Consider the following 16,965-nt stretch of genomic DNA (forward strand, 5'->3'; position numbering starts at 1 on the left):
ACGGAGGAAAGCGTTGAATTATTTTAATAGAATTAACGTCATTGTGTTAACTATCGCACTACTTTGTGGGTGCAGAGATAAGACAGATCAGACGCTTTCCCCTCCTGATAATGCCCGACGTGTCAGCGTTTCATTCCGGATGCCAGAGGGCATCACTCTAATGCCGATGCAGGTTTTTTACCGCTCTGAAAAGTGTATGGATAAAAGCTATAACTCCAGCTTTGAATCTTACCCTGTCCGGGGATACAACGGTTTTACGCAGCCTTTCGTCCGGCAGGGTATGGGGGGGCTGTGGCAGATCAGTATTGCCATTGATGGTGGCGGGCCGTGCCAGTGGCAGCTAAATTCACTGAGAGTAAGTTTCAGGATTGCGGATAATATTCCACTGGTGAAAGGAAAAGAAGTCATTGAGACCAGTTATATCTTTGATTTTGGAGATTATGGCCTCAGTGACGGGTATGGGACAGGGAGGGCAAAAGAGGTCAGTGGAGATCTTGACTTAAAAACGGATTATTTCCCTGAAGTATTTATTAGCCATTTATTTAATCAAACAACATTGAACTTATTTGGTGGAAATGCCGGCCCTGAAAAATGGCGAAGGCGTTTTCGGCTTAGGAATACTCAAAACATCCTTATTGAGCCAGTCATTCATTTCGATAAAGTTGTTATATTGACACCTCCAGATGCTCCAGGCAAACTTACGGCAACTTATCCCGATGGCAGTAGTGAAAAGATCCCGCATATTTATCCCAGCTATGAAAAATTGCTGTCGATGAAATGATGATTTATGTAGTTCCCGCCAGAGAATGTGCTGGCGGGATTTTTCATTAATGGCCAATTTCTGAAGAATTACTTACCAATACAGAAGCTGGAGAAAATCCGTCCCAGCAGATCGTCGGAGGTAAATTCTCCGGTGATCTCACTGAGGTTCTGCTGCGCAAGGCGTAGCTCCTCAGCCAGCAATTCTCCGGCCCATGCTCCGAGCAGTTGGGCTTTACCCTGCTCGAGATGCTCTGCAGCTTCTGCCAGCGCCTGCAGGTGACGACGACGGGCCAGAAAGCCGCCTTCCATATTGGTTTCAAAGCCCATGCTCTGTTTGAGATGATTACGCAGTACGTCAACGCCTTCACCGGTACGCGCAGAGAGGCGAACCAGTGAGTGGCCATTTACTTCACTAAGGCCCAGCGTCTCACCGGTAATATCCGCTTTGTTACGCACCACGGTGATCGGCAGTTTGGCTGGCAGACGGGCAATAAAGTCTGGCCAGATATCTGCCGGGTCCACGGCGTCAGTGGTGGTGCCATCAACCATAAACAGTACACGGTCGGCCTGTTCAATTTCCTGCCAGGCACGTTCGATACCGATGCGTTCCACTTCATCGTTAGCGTCGCGCAAACCGGCGGTGTCGATGATGTGTAGCGGCATGCCATCGATGTGAATATGCTCACGCAGCACGTCGCGGGTAGTCCCGGCGATATCGGTGACAATGGCCGCCTCACGGCCAGCTAGCGCGTTCAGCAGGCTTGATTTCCCGGCGTTTGGACGCCCGGCAATCACCACCTTCATCCCTTCGCGCAGCAGGCTGCCCTGACGCGCTTCCGCACGCACGGCATCAAGATCGCTGATAACGCTGTTGAGTTGCGCTTCAATCTTGCCGTCAGACAGGAAGTCGATTTCTTCATCCGGGAAGTCGATCGCTGCTTCAACATAGATGCGCAGGTGAGTGAGCGCTTCCACAAGATGATTTACCCGTGCGGAAAATGCGCCCTGCAACGAGTTCAGCGCCGAGCGAGCGGCTTGCTCTGAGCTGGCATCGATCAGGTCGGCAATCGCCTCGGCCTGGGCTAAATCGAGCTTATCATTGAGAAACGCTCGCTCGGAGAATTCACCTGGTCTGGCAATGCGCAGCCCGGGAATGGTCAGAATACGTTTGAGCAGCAGGTCAAGAATCACTGGACCGCCGTGGCCCTGAAGCTCTAAAACGTCTTCGCCGGTAAAGGAGTTTGGGCCGGGGAACCACAAGGCAATTCCTTGATCCAGCGCGCTGCCATCCTCGTCTTTAAACGGCAGATAATCGGCATAACGCGGTTTGGGCAGTTTCCCCAGTACGGTTTCTGCGACCTCACGCGCCTTCAGGCCGGAGATACGCAGGATACCCACGCCACCACGTCCCGGTGGGGTGGCTTGAGCGACGATGGTGTCGTTATGGCTCATGGTTTGTCTCTTCTTAATGCAATAAAAAAGGCGGTCTAATGACCGCCCTTTACTTTATGTTCCGTTTGCCGGATGGCGGCTTCGCCTAATCCGGCCTACACCGAATCAGGAGTTTTTCTTCTCGCGGCTATGCAGGCCACGTTTCTCCAGACCACGGTAAATCAGCTGCTGCTGAATAATGGTTACCAGGTTGCTGACGATATAGTACAGCACCAGACCTGACGGGAACCACAGGAAGAACACGGTGAAGATGACCGGCATAAAGGTCATGATCTTCTGCTGCATCGGGTCGGTTACAGTGGTCGGAGACATCTTCTGAATGAAGAACATCGTCACGCCCATCAGAATCGGCAGGATGTAGTACGGGTCCTGTGCAGACAGGTCATGGATCCACAGAGCGAATGGCGCATGACGCAGTTCAATGGAGCCCATCAGCATGTAGTACAACGCCAGGAAGATTGGCATCTGGATGATCAGCGGGAAGCAGCCGCCCAGCGGGTTAACCTTCTCAGCTTTGTACAGGGCCATCATTTCCTGGCTCTGACGCTGTTTGTCATCGCCCAGACGCTCACGCATAGCCTGAATCTTCGGCTGCAGCATACGCATCTTCGCCATGGAGGTGTACTGCGCTTTGGTCAGCGGGTACATGATGCCACGAACGATAAAGGTGATAACGATGATGGAGAAGCCCCAGTTACCCAGGAAGCTATGGATCCACTTCAGCAGTTTAAACAGCGGCTGAGAAATGAACCACAACCAGCCGTAATCCACGGTCAGATCCAGGTGCGGTGCAACGGCCGCCATTTTATCCTGAATTTCCGGGCCGACCCACAGGGTGCTGGTCATCGCGCCAGTCTGGCCAGGCTGAACCAGTACCGGCTGTGATTTATAGCCGATAGCGGCAATGCCGTTACCCAGGTTAGCGGTATAGAAGTTGTTGGTGCCGTCGTTACGCGGAACCCATGCCGTTGCGAAATACTGTTGCAGCATTGCGACCCAGCCGTCTTTAGCATTGACGTTCAGGTTTTCGTTTTCAGCAATGGTGTCGAATTTGTATTTCTCATACTTCTCATCCGGCGTGGAGTACGCCGCGCCACGGAAGGTGTGCAGCGCAAAGTTGCTGCTACCGGTGTCGCGATGAGATGGCAGATTGATGGATTGCTTCAGCTGACCAAAGGTGGAGATTTCCAGCGGTTTTTCGCCGGCGTTCTGCACGCTGTAGTTAACGTTGACAGCATATTCACCACGCTTAAGAACAAACGTTTTAGTGAATGTGTTACCCGCTGCGTCAGTATAGGTCATCGGGATCTGCAGTTCGTTCTGACCGTCAGCCAGTACAAACGCGTCTTTATCGACGTTGTACAGCGGACGTGGGCCGTTAGCCGGGTTGTCCGGGCCGTCACGACCTGTCAGGCCACTCTGTGCCTGGTAGATGAACTGTGGCGTGGTTTCCAGTAACTGGAACGGTTCGGTAGAACCGAGTTCTTTCGGGTAAGCTGGCAGTGAAGCCTGTTCCACATCACCACCACGGGTGTTGATGGTCAGATCAAGCACGTCAGTTTTAACCGTAATCAGTTTCCCCTGGCCACTGGCCGGTACGCCCTGGTCTGCGGCGCTACCCGCTGCGGTGGTCGTTGTCTGCGTGGTCTGTTGGGCCTGAGGTTGCGGGTTTTTATCCTGCTCCCAGGCTTGCCAGATCATGAAAGACACGAACAGCAAAGCGATGACTAAAAGATTGCGTTGCGAATCCATCGTTAGTGTTCTCTGGTATCAAATGGTCCGGGCGGGACGGGATCGTCACCACCAGGGTGTAAAGGGTGGCATTTTAATACGCGTTTCACCGTCAACCAACTGCCTTTTATCACTCCAAACCTGCGCAATGCCTCAATTCCGTAGCTCGAACAGGTTGGAGTGAAACGGCAATGCGGCCCAAGCAGCGGACTGATCAGGCGTTGATAGACCCGAATGAGGGCTATCAGGACCCGCGAGCCAGGCGACAATGGCGACGCCATAATTTTTCCAACGCTTCCGAGAGAGCACGGTTATCGAGGTCAGCAACCCCTTTTTTCGCCACCACCACGAAATCCATTGCTGGAAGCTCGTGCTGACGTAAACGGAAGCTTTCACGCGTCAGACGTTTAATCCGATTGCGTTCATGCGCACGTTTAACATTTTTCTTGGCGACTGTAAGACCGATACGGGGATGCCCCAGCGAATTCAGGCGGCCGAGGATGGTGATTTGCGGCGTGCCAGCCCGTTGTGGCTGCTGGAAGACGAATGTGAAATGAGTGGGAGTTAACAAACGTAACTCCCTGGGAAATGCGAGCTTAACCACTCAGGGGCTAGCTTTTATTACTTAGAAACGGTCAGACGAGAACGGCCTTTAGCACGACGACGTGCCAGAACCTGACGACCATTTTTATTAGCCATACGAGCACGGAAGCCGTGAGAACGGTTGCGCTTCAGTACAGACGGTTGAAAAGTGCGTTTCATGGCGATTTCTACCTAAACTTGAATAAATTCACTGACTTTTGCGTATACCCGAACGAATTTCGAACGACTTACGCCACAGTGTGGGTGATTAAAGAGGCCGGATTGTAATAATTGTACACTCCGGAGTCAATTCTCTTTCCTTATTTCCCGCTTTTTTCCGCATGGTTTCGCGTAAAAAACAGGCAGCGTTGACGCCGTAAGGCGACCGTTACTCGCTGGGGGTAAGAATTATACGGGCTGGTGGATAAAGCGCAAGGATCGCTCGGGATCTTTATTAGATCGTTTAAGCAGTAAAGCATCTTTACTCATTAATTTTTTCAATATGCGCGCTAAAACCTGCAGCACTTCTCCAGGATCGTTTACACTTAGCCGATTCTGGATCATCCTGTGGATAAATCGGGAAGAATCTGTGAGAAACAGAAGATCTCTTTCTCAGTTTACGCTATGATCCGCGGTCCTGATCGTTTCAATGGATCCTGATCGGGTAAAAATTGCAGATAGCAATTCGCACGTCACCCTTTGCATAGGGTCTTGTCGATGTGCGTCAACAATCATGAATGTTTCAGCCTTTGTCATTTATCGACTTTTGTTCGAGTGGAGTCCGCCGTGTCACTTTCGCTTTGGCAGCAGTGTCTTGCCCGATTGCAGGATGAGTTACCAGCCACAGAGTTCAGTATGTGGATACGCCCGTTGCAGGCGGAACTGAGCGATAACACGCTGGCTTTGTATGCGCCAAACCGTTTCGTGCTCGATTGGGTAAGGGATAAATACCTTAATAATATTAATGGATTACTCAATAATTTCTGTGGAGCGGATGCCCCACAGCTGCGCTTTGAAGTCGGCACTAAACCCGTCACGCAAACGCTGAAAACGCCGGTCAACAACGTTGTTGCGCCCGCCCACGTGGCTCAGCAAGTGCAACCACAACGTGCTGCTCCGGCGGCGCGTCCAGGCTGGGATAACGTCCCGGCTCCGGCAGAACCTACCTATCGTTCTAACGTCAACGTCAAACACACGTTTGATAACTTCGTTGAAGGTAAATCTAACCAACTGGCGCGCGCGGCGGCACGTCAGGTGGCGGACAATCCTGGCGGCGCCTACAATCCGTTATTCCTATATGGCGGTACGGGTCTGGGTAAAACCCACCTGTTGCACGCTGTCGGTAACGGCATTATGGCGCGTAAGCCAAACGCCAAAGTGGTGTATATGCACTCCGAGCGTTTTGTGCAGGACATGGTCAAAGCCCTGCAAAACAACGCGATCGAAGAGTTTAAACGCTACTACCGTTCCGTTGACGCGCTGCTGATTGACGATATCCAATTCTTCGCGAATAAAGAGCGATCGCAGGAAGAGTTTTTCCACACCTTTAACGCCCTGCTGGAAGGCAATCAGCAGATCATCCTGACCTCGGATCGCTATCCGAAGGAGATCAACGGCGTTGAAGATCGTCTGAAATCCCGCTTTGGCTGGGGACTGACTGTCGCGATCGAACCGCCTGAACTGGAAACGCGTGTTGCGATCCTGATGAAAAAAGCCGACGAAAACGACATTCGTCTGCCGGGTGAAGTCGCGTTCTTTATTGCCAAGCGTCTACGCTCTAACGTACGTGAGCTGGAAGGCGCACTGAACCGCGTGATCGCCAACGCCAATTTTACCGGCCGGGCGATTACTATCGATTTCGTGCGTGAAGCGCTGCGCGATCTGCTGGCTTTGCAGGAAAAGCTGGTCACCATCGACAATATCCAGAAGACGGTGGCGGAGTATTACAAAATCAAAATTGCGGATCTGCTTTCTAAGCGTCGATCTCGCTCGGTAGCTCGTCCGCGCCAGATGGCGATGGCGCTGGCAAAAGAGCTCACTAACCACAGTCTGCCGGAAATTGGCGACGCGTTTGGTGGGCGTGACCATACTACCGTGCTTCATGCCTGCCGCAAGATTGAGCAGTTGCGTGAAGAAAGCCATGATATTAAAGAAGATTTCTCCAATTTAATCAGAACATTATCTTCGTGACGCTATGAAATTTACCGTTGAACGTGAACATTTATTAAAACCGCTTCAGCAGGTCAGCGGCCCGCTGGGTGGACGTCCTACACTGCCTATTCTCGGAAACCTGCTGCTGCAGGTTGCTGACGGCACGCTTTCGCTGACCGGTACCGATCTCGAAATGGAGATGGTGGCGCGCGTGGCGCTGATCCAGCCTCATGAACCTGGCGCGACCACCGTTCCGGCGCGTAAATTCTTCGATATTTGCCGTGGATTGCCGGAAGGCGCGGAAATTGCCGTTCAACTGGAAGGCGACCGTATGCTGGTGCGTTCTGGCCGCAGCCGTTTCTCGCTGTCTACGCTGCCTGCCGCCGACTTCCCGAATCTGGACGACTGGCAGAGCGAAGTCGAATTCACCCTGCCGCAGGCGACGATGAAGCGCCTGATTGAAGCCACGCAGTTTTCGATGGCGCATCAGGACGTACGTTACTACTTAAACGGCATGCTGTTTGAAACCGAAGGGGAAGAGCTGCGTACCGTGGCGACCGACGGTCACCGCCTGGCGGTTTGTTCAATGCCTGTTGGTCAGCCGTTGCCAAGCCATTCGGTGATCGTACCGCGTAAAGGTGTGATTGAACTGATGCGTATGCTCGACGGCGGCGATAACCCGCTGCGCGTGCAGATTGGCAGCAACAACATTCGTGCGCACGTTGGTGACTTCATCTTCACCTCTAAGCTGGTTGATGGCCGTTTCCCGGATTATCGCCGCGTATTGCCGAAGAATCCGGACAAACATCTGGAAGCCGGTTGCGATATCCTCAAACAGGCGTTTGCGCGTGCGGCGATCCTCTCGAACGAGAAATTCCGCGGCGTGCGTCTGTATGTCAGCGAAAACCAGCTCAAAATCACCGCCAACAACCCGGAGCAGGAAGAAGCAGAAGAAATTCTGGATGTCTCCTATCCTGGTACAGAACTGGAAATCGGCTTTAACGTGAGCTACGTACTGGACGTTCTGAACGCGCTGAAGTGCGAGAACGTGCGTATTCTGCTGACCGATTCCGTATCGAGCGTACAGATTGAAGATGCCGCATCACAGTCGGCTGCCTATGTTGTTATGCCAATGAGACTGTAATGTCGCTCACCCGCCTGTTGATCCGCGATTTTCGCAATATCGAAAGCGCGGATCTCGCTTTATCCCCTGGCTTTAACTTCCTGGTTGGCGCGAACGGCAGCGGCAAAACCAGCGTCCTGGAAGCCATCTATACGCTCGGCCATGGCCGGGCGTTTCGCAGTTTGCAGATTGGCCGCGTGATTCGCCACGAGCAGGAGTCGTTTGTTTTACACGGGCGTTTGCAGGGTGAAGAACGTGAGACGTCGATTGGCCTGACGAAAGACAAACTGGGCGACAGCAAAGTGCGCATTGATGGCACTGACGGGCACAAGGTCGCAGAACTGGCGCACCTGATGCCGATGCAACTGATCACGCCAGAGGGGTTTACTTTACTCAACGGCGGCCCCAAATACAGAAGAGCATTTCTTGACTGGGGATGCTTTCACAATGAAGCCGGATTTTTCACCGCCTGGAGCAACCTGAAGCGACTGCTCAAGCAGCGTAATGCGGCACTGCGCCAGGTGAGTCGTTATGAGCAACTGCGCCCGTGGGATAGAGAACTTATCCCGCTGGCGGAACAAATCAGCACCTGGCGCGCGGAGTACAGCGCCGGTATTGCGCAGGATATGGCGGATACCTGCCAGCAGTTTCTTCCCGAGTTTTCGCTCTCCTTCTCGTTCCAGCGCGGCTGGGAGAAAGAGACTGATTATGCCGAAGTGCTGGAACGCAGTTTTGAACGCGATCGCATGTTGACCTACACTGCGCACGGCCCGCATAAGGCGGATTTCCGCATTCGCGCCGACGGTGCGCCGGTGGAAGATACGTTGTCGCGTGGGCAGCTAAAGCTGCTGATGTGCGCCTTACGTCTGGCGCAAGGGGAGTTCCTGACCCGTGAAAGCGGGCGGCGCTGCCTGTACCTGATAGATGATTTTGCCTCTGAACTGGATGACGCGCGTCGCGGACTGCTGGCCAGCCGCTTAAAAGCCACGCAATCTCAGGTCTTTGTCAGCGCAATAAGCGCTGAACACGTTATAGACATGTCCGATGAAAATTCGAAGATGTTTACCGTGGAAAAGGGTAAAATAACGGATTAACCCAAGATAAAATGAGCGAGAAACGTTGATGTCGAATTCTTATGACTCCTCCAGTATCAAAGTCCTGAAAGGACTGGATGCGGTGCGTAAGCGCCCGGGTATGTATATCGGCGACACGGATGACGGCACCGGTCTGCACCACATGGTATTCGAGGTGGTAGATAACGCTATCGACGAAGCGCTCGCGGGTCACTGTAAAGATATCGTGGTAACGATTCACGCTGACAACTCCGTGTCCGTTACCGATGATGGCCGTGGTATCCCAACCGGTATTCACCCGGAAGAGGGCGTTTCGGCAGCGGAAGTTATCATGACCGTTTTGCACGCAGGCGGTAAATTCGATGATAACTCCTATAAAGTTTCCGGCGGTCTGCACGGCGTGGGTGTTTCCGTCGTTAACGCCCTGTCACAGAAGCTGGAACTGGTGATTCGTCGTGAAGGCAAAGTGCATCAGCAAACGTACGTGCACGGTGTGCCGCAGGCGCCGCTGGCGGTAACGGGCGAAACGGAAGTAACGGGTACTCAGGTCCGTTTCTGGCCAAGCCACGAAACCTTTACCAATGTTGTTGAATTTGAATACGACATTCTGGCGAAACGTCTGCGTGAGCTGTCATTCCTGAACTCCGGCGTCTCTATTCGTCTGCGCGACAAGCGTGACGGCAAAGAAGACCATTTCCATTATGAAGGCGGCATCAAGGCGTTTGTTGAATACCTCAACAAAAACAAAACGCCGATCCACCCGAATATCTTCTACTTCTCCACCGAAAAAGACGGTATCGGCGTTGAAGTTGCGCTGCAGTGGAACGATGGTTTCCAGGAAAACATCTACTGCTTCACCAACAACATTCCACAGCGTGACGGCGGTACTCACCTTGCAGGCTTCCGTGCGGCGATGACCCGTACCCTGAACGCCTACATGGACAAAGAAGGCTACAGCAAAAAAGCGAAAGTCAGCGCTACTGGTGACGATGCCCGTGAAGGCCTGATTGCCGTTGTTTCCGTGAAAGTACCGGATCCGAAGTTCTCCTCACAGACCAAAGACAAGCTGGTCTCCTCTGAGGTGAAATCGGCGGTAGAACAGCAGATGAACGAACTGCTGAGCGAATATCTGCTGGAAAACCCGTCTGACGCGAAAATCGTTGTCGGCAAAATTATTGATGCTGCGCGTGCTCGTGAAGCTGCACGTCGTGCGCGTGAAATGACCCGTCGTAAAGGCGCGCTGGACTTAGCGGGTCTGCCGGGCAAGCTGGCGGACTGTCAGGAACGCGACCCGGCGTTGTCCGAACTGTACCTTGTGGAAGGGGACTCCGCGGGCGGTTCTGCTAAGCAGGGCCGTAACCGTAAAAACCAGGCGATTCTGCCGCTGAAGGGTAAAATCCTCAACGTCGAGAAAGCGCGCTTTGACAAGATGCTCTCCTCTCAGGAAGTCGCGACGCTGATCACCGCGCTCGGCTGTGGCATCGGTCGTGACGAGTACAACCCGGACAAACTGCGTTATCACAGCATCATCATCATGACCGATGCCGACGTCGATGGCTCGCACATTCGTACGCTGCTGTTGACCTTCTTCTATCGTCAGATGCCGGAAATCGTTGAACGCGGCCACGTTTACATTGCACAGCCACCGCTGTACAAAGTGAAAAAAGGCAAGCAGGAACAATACATTAAAGATGACGAAGCGATGGATCAGTATCAGATCTCTATCGCTCTGGATGGTGCTACGCTGCACACCAATGCCAACGCACCAGCCCTTTCAGGTGAGTCGTTAGAGAAACTGGTTTCTGAATACAACGCGACACAGAAAATGATTGGCCGTATGGAACGTCGTTTCCCGAAAGCGCTGCTGAAAGAGCTGGTTTATCAACCGACGCTGCCAGAAGCTGATTTGGCAAATGAACAGGCCGTTACCCGCTGGGTGAATGCACTGATTACCGAGCTGAACGAAAAAGAACAGCACGGTAGCCTGTGGAAGTTTGATATCCACCACAACGCAGAGCAGAACCTGTTTGAACCGATTGTGCGCGTCCGTACTCACGGTGTGGATACCGACTACGTTCTGGACCACGAGTTTGTGACCGGTGGCGAATACCGTCGAATTTGTACGCTTGGCGAGAAGCTGCGTGGGCTGATCGAAGACGATGCGTTTATCGAACGTGGCGAGCGTCGCCAGCCGGTTGCCAGCTTTGAGCAGGCACTGGAATGGCTGCAGAAAGAGTCTCGTCGTGGCCTCGCTATCCAGCGTTATAAAGGTCTGGGCGAGATGAACCCGGAACAGCTGTGGGAAACCACCATGGATCCGGAAAGCCGTCGTATGCTGCGCGTTACCGTGAAGGATGCGATTGCTGCCGACCAGCTGTTCACTACGCTGATGGGCGATGCCGTTGAACCACGTCGCGCATTTATCGAAGAGAACGCCCTGAAAGCGGCGAATATCGATATTTAAGCCAATCTGTAGGCCGGATAAGGCGGTTTACGCCGCCATCCGGCAAGACGTTGTATTGTGCCTGATGGCGCGTTGCTTATCAGGCTTTCAAACGACAACCAATCTACAAAAAGGGGAATCTCGATTCCCCTTTCTATCCCCCTTTTCGTAGCTGTTTTTTGAGCGGAATCGCGTTAGCATGAGGACGGACTCATTTAATCCGGGGAACTCATGGCTATCAAACTTATTGCTATCGACATGGATGGCACACTTCTGCTGCCCGATCACACCATTTCACCAGCGGTCAAAACGGCGATTGCCGCGGCACGCGCGCGTGGCGTGAATGTGGTGCTGACCACGGGACGCCCGTATGCCGGCGTTCACAGCTATCTGAAAGAACTACATATGGAACAACCCGGTGACTACTGCATTACCTACAACGGTGCGCTGGTGCAGAAAGCAGGGGATGGCAGTACCGTGGCGCAAACCGCGCTGAGCTATGATGATTATCGCTACCTGGAGCAGCTTTCCCGGGAAGTTGGCTCGCATTTCCACGCCCTCGATCGCAATACGCTGTATACCGCGAACCGTGATATCAGCTACTACACGGTGCACGAATCGTTTGTCGCGACCATCCCGCTGGTGTTCTGTGAAGCCGAGAAAATGGATCCCGCAACCCAGTTCCTGAAAGTGATGATGATTGACGAGCCGGAGATCCTCGATAAAGCTATCTCTCGTCTACCTGCGGAAGTAAAAGAGAAGTACACCGTGCTGAAAAGTGCGCCGTATTTCCTCGAAATCCTCGATAAACGCGTCAATAAAGGGACGGGCGTAAAATCGCTGGCCGATGCGTTAGGCATTAAAGCCGAAGAGGTGATGGCGATTGGCGATCAGGAAAACGACATTGCGATGATTGAATACGCAGGGGTGGGCGTTGCTATGGATAACGCTATTCCATCAGTCAAAGAAATCGCCAACTTTGTGACGAAATCTAACCTTGAAGATGGCGTCGCCTGGGCGATAGAGAAATACGTCCTTTCCTGATTCGTGTTATGCCTGGTCTCGGCTGGGCATTAACATTAAAATGTTATAAAACATATATTTATATTATCAGATGTGAAACCGCACATTAATACCTCCACATAGTACGTAACTTCTATACTCTCCCTTCTTCTTTTATATCTGGGCAATTCTTGCCTGCTACTAAACTTTCTTATGACAAACACAAGCATCCGCGTGGTGTTGATAACGTCTTCCTGTCTGGTTTTTCATGCCAGTGCCGCGACGGATTCCAGCTCAACTATTACACCTCTCTTTGGCTATCAGGATGACGGTCTGTCTGCGCCTGTACCGGAAAAAACGACGGTTAAACCTGCCGAAAACCACACCATTTTGCCCTTTTTAGGCGATGAAGCGCGTAAGCGCGGATATGAACTACCGGCACCATTTGGCGTGAATATTAACTACATGAATATCCGACAAAATATTAATGTTGATAGTATTAACTTCAACGGTCTTTCCCTCGGTGGCCGCTCACTGGATAACGCGTTTAAAATTAGCGTCGGCAATACGCGTGAACGCAGTAAAACCGAAACGCTGAAGCTGGATGCCTGGCTGCTGCCGTTTATGAACGTCTATGGCCTGATTGGCTATACCGATGGCCACTCCGTTTCGCAAATAGGCGTCGGGATAAAAGGCCCCCTTAAAGACCGCACACCAAGCAGTTTGCAGAATCTGGCGTTTCAACTCGACTTTAAAGGCACCACCTACGGCGTAGGGACGACGCTGGTTGGCGGTGTAGGCAACTGGTTTACTGCTTTTGATGCCAACTACACCCAGACGCGGTTCGATATTCTGGATGGGAGTATTGACGCCTTAACCCTTTCTCCGCGCATCGGTTATCGCTTTACTACCCCCAGTGTGGATGCGCTGCACCTGCCATCCGGAAAGTTGAATCTATGGGTTGGCAGTATGTACCAGGACGTGCAGCAAGAATTTAGCGGTAGCCTTAACGACCTCACCATGCCGTCTGAAACGCTGCAAAGACTCGTTGATATTGCCAACAAAGACGGTAATGGTCGCTTTGACGTTAAACAGCATCTGCAATCCCCCTGGAACGTGCTGGTGGGCGCACAGTATGAAATTACCCGGAACTTCAACGTCACGACCGAAATCGGCTTTGCTGAACGTAACAGTTTCTTCATGGCGGGAGAGTATCGCTTTTGAGCCGTCTTACCCTCTTCCTGCTGTTCAACATGCTCTCCTGTACAGTGCGGGCAGCGTTGCCGAGCCGAGGCGAAGTTGACGGTTGGCTAAATAAGTTGGGTGCCAGTGATAGCTTTGACGCCAGCAAAGGCATTGACTGGGGCGTAATGCCGGGACCGTTTTATACCCCGGAGCTGGGGTTAGGGATCGGTACAGCGGTGGTGGGGATGTATCGCCCTGACCCGAATGATACGGTAAGCCAAAACTCGACGCTGACGCTCAGCGGCTATTTTAGCTCAACTGGCGCATTCGGTATCACGATGCAAAATTACGCATTTTTTGCCGACGATCGGTGGCGATTTTTTCTCAATGGCGCATTAACGGATACTCCAACCTACTACTGGGGGCAAGGTTTTAGCGCTGGGGATAAAGATAACCAAAAACAGCAATACACCGCTCAGATCCTGGAGTTGCGTCCAACGTTGTATCGCCAGTTGGCACCCAATGTTTATCTGGGGCTTGGCTGGTCGCTGAACGCCCAGCAAGCTACCCAAATGGACGATAACGATCCGCCCAACATTGAGCATACCGGGCAGGGGGCGTCGGTTCTCAGCTCCGGAAGTAGTGTCGAACTCAGCTGGGACGATCGTGATTTCGTTCCCAACCCGCGTAAAGGACAGTATGCCGGTGTGCGCTATACCCGATTCACACCAGAGGTGGGAAGCGATACGCGATTTGATGAATATCAACTGCACTACAGCCGCTATCACTCGCTGGACGAGAACAATGTGCTTGCCTGGGAGATGGACGGCGCGTTTACCCAAGGCGATGTGCCGTGGAGCATGATGCCGCTGCTTGGCAGCAATCAGCGTATGCGCGGTTATTACGAAGGGCGCTACCGGGATAAAAACGCCGTCAGCGGGCAACTGGAGTATCGGCGGAAACTTGACTGGCGGCATGGTGTGGTTGGTTGGCTCGGTGCGGGCACGATGGGACCCTCTTTTCATGCGCTGGACGATGGACGCTGGTTACCGTCCGCCGGTGTGGGCTACCGCTTTGAATTTAAGCCCCGGGTGAATGTGCGTCTTGATTATGGGATTGGCAAAGGGAGCAGCGGTTTTTATTTTCAGGTTGGAGAGGCATTTTGATCAATAAGGTGGTGTTAATAGCGCTCTTATGGCTGGCAACGGCGATAGCCCGTGCGGCAATACCTGTAACTTTGCAGCTCGTTTCTACAGAGGATAAGGCCCAGGGTACTGCCTGGCCGGTAGTTTCGCCCCTCCCTGCACCTCAGGGATTACGTCCGTGCTGCGCGTTTGGCTACGACCTGCACGCACAGGTACTGCATATGCCGGTGCCATTTTATGAACTTGATAATGTTGTCACGATCGATAGCATCGGCGAGCACCGCTATAACGATAGCCTACTGTTAGGGCTAGCGAATCTGGCAGGGATCGGGCATGAGAATAATGGCATAGTGTATACCGCTCGCGGTGGCTTCATTGATACCGCACATGTCCGTGATACCGCAGACATGACGGCCTGGCTCTTTAGCCATCTTCTTCCACGGCTTGGTCAATCATTTACGCTGCGTCTGGATGATGAGCTTGCGCAACGGCATGTCGTATTTAACGCTTTCACACCCCCCACAGAGCCTGCTGATCGTTACGCGCTGGCGGCATGGATGGCCGCGCATCTGGCGTTTCAGCTCGCTGCCTGGCATGAAATTGCGCAATGGTATGGTTTTGAGTCTGTTCCAGGATTTTCGGAGGAGGTTTCTGCATTTTCCCCGGAAGATCTCTACTCAAATTTGTTGGGTACCAGAATTGCGGTATCGCTGATCCTCAATGGGCAACTGGCAACAACGGAAATGTACGATGCGGCGATGAACAACGCGCTGCGCCAGGCGTTGATGCAATTGGGGGCAAAACCGGAAAAAATCACCCGCTTTCAGTTTGATATGCTGGATGGCAAATGGTGGAACAGCCAGCGTCGGGTACCAGAGAAATATTTGGTTCTGCACAGAAACTATGATGTGAGTGACTCGCGTTTACCGACGCCGGTACCGGGTGAACAAGCCTCGCCATTGAGACTGATGTTGCCACATCACTGGCGAGAATATTCCCTTGATGCGTTGGCACAACTCGAACTTTGGCCTGGCCGTACAATGGAGCGGCTGCCTACGCCAGGTTCCTGGTACACCGCCGCCAACTTTCCCGCGCTGGCTACGGTGGCACAAGGCCGTGACAGCGAGGTGAACTCAGTCCCTTAAGAAAACGCGCCACAATGTCATTGCCTTACTACGTTTTCTCTCACGTTTTTCTTTCGCTGGCGGGTGACTTTCAGATTTTGCCAAGGGAATATGCGCCACGCCGCTGCGCATTATCCATTTACGGGAAAACGCTGACGTCAGGGCCCGGCTTTTCAGGATTTTGCCATACAGTTTGAGACGTAACTTGTGGGTGGCTTTACGGTAAGCGTGATTCATATCTGGTGTATCCCGCAGCAGTACCGATTTGAGGATCTCCGCGCTGTCCAGCGCATAGCTAATCCCTTCCAGCGAGCTGGCGCTGATAAAACCGGCCGCTTCACCAATCAAAAATGCGTTGTCCTCGCCGCAGACGAAGTCTTTCCAGCGTGAGGGGAATAGCACCGTACATTTTTCACTTTTCACCGGTTTGCCGAACTGGAAATGGAACGCTTCCAGCTTCTCTTTCAGCGCGTCAAAGCGTGCCTGTCCGTCCTTCATGGGGTAGGCGCCACCAAAGATAAAATAGCCATCTTTGCTGATACTCCAGGAATAACAGTCAGTTGCATCGTTATCAAAAATACAGGAATAGAACGGTACGGGATGCTTTTCCGCAAACCATTGTTGAATAGCGACATATTTACGGATTTGGTGCTGTGGATAGAGATGACGGCGCACCAGTGAGTTCGCACCGTCTGCCCCCACCAGATAACGTGCAGTTATCTGCTGCTCCCAACCGTCGGCGCGGAAGATAACATGCCATTTATCGCCCTCGCGCCAGATTTTCCGGCACAGGCTGTCGTGATAAACCTGCACATCATCAGGGATGAGAGATTTAAGCCATAAATCAAAAGCATGGCGGTTGATATTAATGTAGCTGCGCTGGTAGTTACGCGTCAAAGAAGCGGCAACATCAACCGTTTTAACGCTAAAAATCTGCGGGTTGGCGATAACATCAACGGGTAAGGTTATCCCGTCGCGGATAAACGAACGCTGGGCGTCCGGGGCCAGCAGACCGCCGCAGGGTTTAGTGAAACCTTCGTTGCCGCACTGGCGTTTTTTATCCAACGCAATCACGCGCATTTTTCCGCTCAACTGTCTCGCCAGCGCTGCGCCTGCCGGACCTAAACCGATAATCGCTACGTCAAAATGTTCCATCTTTCTGTCCGCAAAAATGAAGATGGCGATACGCTAA

General features: G+C 52.6%; 16 protein-coding genes. 9 read left to right on the forward strand and 7 right to left on the reverse strand.

The window, feature by feature from the left end:
- A partial coding sequence (locus OGY33_RS21410) for a hypothetical protein (RefSeq protein WP_286572300.1) occupies positions 1–781 on the forward strand: 781 nt, incomplete at its 5' end.
- A 68-nt stretch (positions 782–849) separates the two neighbouring features.
- Here OGY33_RS21410 and mnmE read toward each other — a convergent pair.
- The 6 genes from mnmE to OGY33_RS24625 all read right to left on the reverse strand — a co-directional run bounded on the left by mnmE (position 850) and on the right by OGY33_RS24625 (position 5,091).
- Positions 850–2,214, reverse strand: coding sequence for a tRNA uridine-5-carboxymethylaminomethyl(34) synthesis GTPase MnmE (gene mnmE, locus OGY33_RS21415; protein WP_103014648.1), 1,365 nt, complete (start codon positions 2,212–2,214; stop codon positions 850–852).
- Between the two features lie 105 nt (positions 2,215–2,319).
- A complete protein-coding gene (yidC, locus tag OGY33_RS21420) occupies positions 2,320–3,966 on the reverse strand; it encodes a membrane protein insertase YidC (RefSeq protein WP_003827058.1) in 1,647 nt (548 codons plus the stop codon).
- A gap of 2 nt (positions 3,967–3,968) precedes the next feature.
- Entirely contained in the window at positions 3,969–4,226 is a 258-nt protein-coding gene (gene yidD, locus OGY33_RS21425) for a membrane protein insertion efficiency factor YidD (RefSeq protein ID WP_003023846.1), read from the reverse strand.
- Positions 4,190–4,549: a ribonuclease P protein component gene (rnpA, locus tag OGY33_RS21430; protein WP_003844432.1), complete on the reverse strand. Its 360-nt coding sequence runs from the start codon at positions 4,547–4,549 to the stop codon at positions 4,190–4,192. The genes yidD and rnpA overlap by 37 nt, the downstream gene beginning before the upstream one ends.
- 17 nt (positions 4,550–4,566) lie before the next feature.
- Positions 4,567–4,707: a 50S ribosomal protein L34 gene (rpmH, locus tag OGY33_RS21435; protein WP_003023858.1), complete on the reverse strand. Its 141-nt coding sequence runs from the start codon at positions 4,705–4,707 to the stop codon at positions 4,567–4,569.
- A gap of 228 nt (positions 4,708–4,935) precedes the next feature.
- Positions 4,936–5,091 (reverse strand): hypothetical protein, encoded by a 156-nt coding sequence (locus OGY33_RS24625; RefSeq protein ID WP_418219453.1) that lies wholly within the window; start codon positions 5,089–5,091, stop codon positions 4,936–4,938.
- 222 nt (positions 5,092–5,313) lie between these two features.
- Between OGY33_RS24625 and dnaA the strand changes: the two genes are divergently transcribed.
- The 8 genes from dnaA (at position 5,314) to OGY33_RS21475 (ending at position 15,794) form a co-directional block, all read left to right on the forward strand.
- Complete coding sequence (gene dnaA / locus OGY33_RS21440; protein WP_003827078.1) at positions 5,314–6,717, forward strand: chromosomal replication initiator protein DnaA; 1,404 nt, start codon at positions 5,314–5,316, stop codon at positions 6,715–6,717.
- A gap of 4 nt (positions 6,718–6,721) precedes the next feature.
- The gene (gene dnaN / locus OGY33_RS21445) at positions 6,722–7,822 is read left to right on the forward strand and encodes a DNA polymerase III subunit beta (protein WP_003023863.1); all 1,101 of its coding nucleotides are present in this window, start codon (positions 6,722–6,724) and stop codon (positions 7,820–7,822) included.
- Positions 7,822–8,895: a DNA replication/repair protein RecF gene (gene recF / locus OGY33_RS21450; RefSeq protein ID WP_038635725.1), complete on the forward strand. Its 1,074-nt coding sequence runs from the start codon at positions 7,822–7,824 to the stop codon at positions 8,893–8,895. The genes dnaN and recF overlap by 1 nt, the downstream gene beginning before the upstream one ends.
- A 28-nt stretch (positions 8,896–8,923) precedes the next feature.
- Positions 8,924–11,338: a DNA topoisomerase (ATP-hydrolyzing) subunit B gene (gyrB, locus tag OGY33_RS21455; RefSeq protein ID WP_191237986.1), complete on the forward strand. Its 2,415-nt coding sequence runs from the start codon at positions 8,924–8,926 to the stop codon at positions 11,336–11,338.
- Between the two features lie 210 nt (positions 11,339–11,548).
- Positions 11,549–12,361 (forward strand): sugar-phosphatase, encoded by an 813-nt coding sequence (gene yidA, locus OGY33_RS21460; protein WP_008786541.1) that lies wholly within the window; start codon positions 11,549–11,551, stop codon positions 12,359–12,361.
- Between the two features lie 171 nt (positions 12,362–12,532).
- Positions 12,533–13,543, forward strand: a complete 1,011-nt coding sequence (locus tag OGY33_RS21465) for a hypothetical protein (RefSeq protein WP_020996043.1) — start codon at positions 12,533–12,535, stop codon at positions 13,541–13,543.
- Positions 13,540–14,670, forward strand: coding sequence for a BamA/TamA family outer membrane protein (locus OGY33_RS21470; protein ID WP_410725592.1), 1,131 nt, complete (start codon positions 13,540–13,542; stop codon positions 14,668–14,670). Before OGY33_RS21465 ends, OGY33_RS21470 begins: the two co-directional genes overlap by 4 nt.
- Positions 14,667–15,794: a DUF4056 domain-containing protein gene (locus OGY33_RS21475; RefSeq protein ID WP_149607920.1), complete on the forward strand. Its 1,128-nt coding sequence runs from the start codon at positions 14,667–14,669 to the stop codon at positions 15,792–15,794. Before OGY33_RS21470 ends, OGY33_RS21475 begins: the two co-directional genes overlap by 4 nt.
- Here the strand turns inward: OGY33_RS21475 and cbrA are convergent.
- On the reverse strand, positions 15,783–16,928 hold the full coding sequence (gene cbrA / locus OGY33_RS21480; protein ID WP_149607919.1) for a colicin M resistance lipid reductase CbrA: 1,146 nt from the start codon (positions 16,926–16,928) through the stop codon (positions 15,783–15,785). The genes OGY33_RS21475 and cbrA overlap by 12 nt on opposite strands.
- Positions 16,929–16,965 lie beyond the last annotated feature (37 nt).

This window comes from Citrobacter sp. Cpo032, assembly GCF_030332975.1.
Taxonomy (GTDB): domain Bacteria; phylum Pseudomonadota; class Gammaproteobacteria; order Enterobacterales; family Enterobacteriaceae; genus Citrobacter; species Citrobacter portucalensis.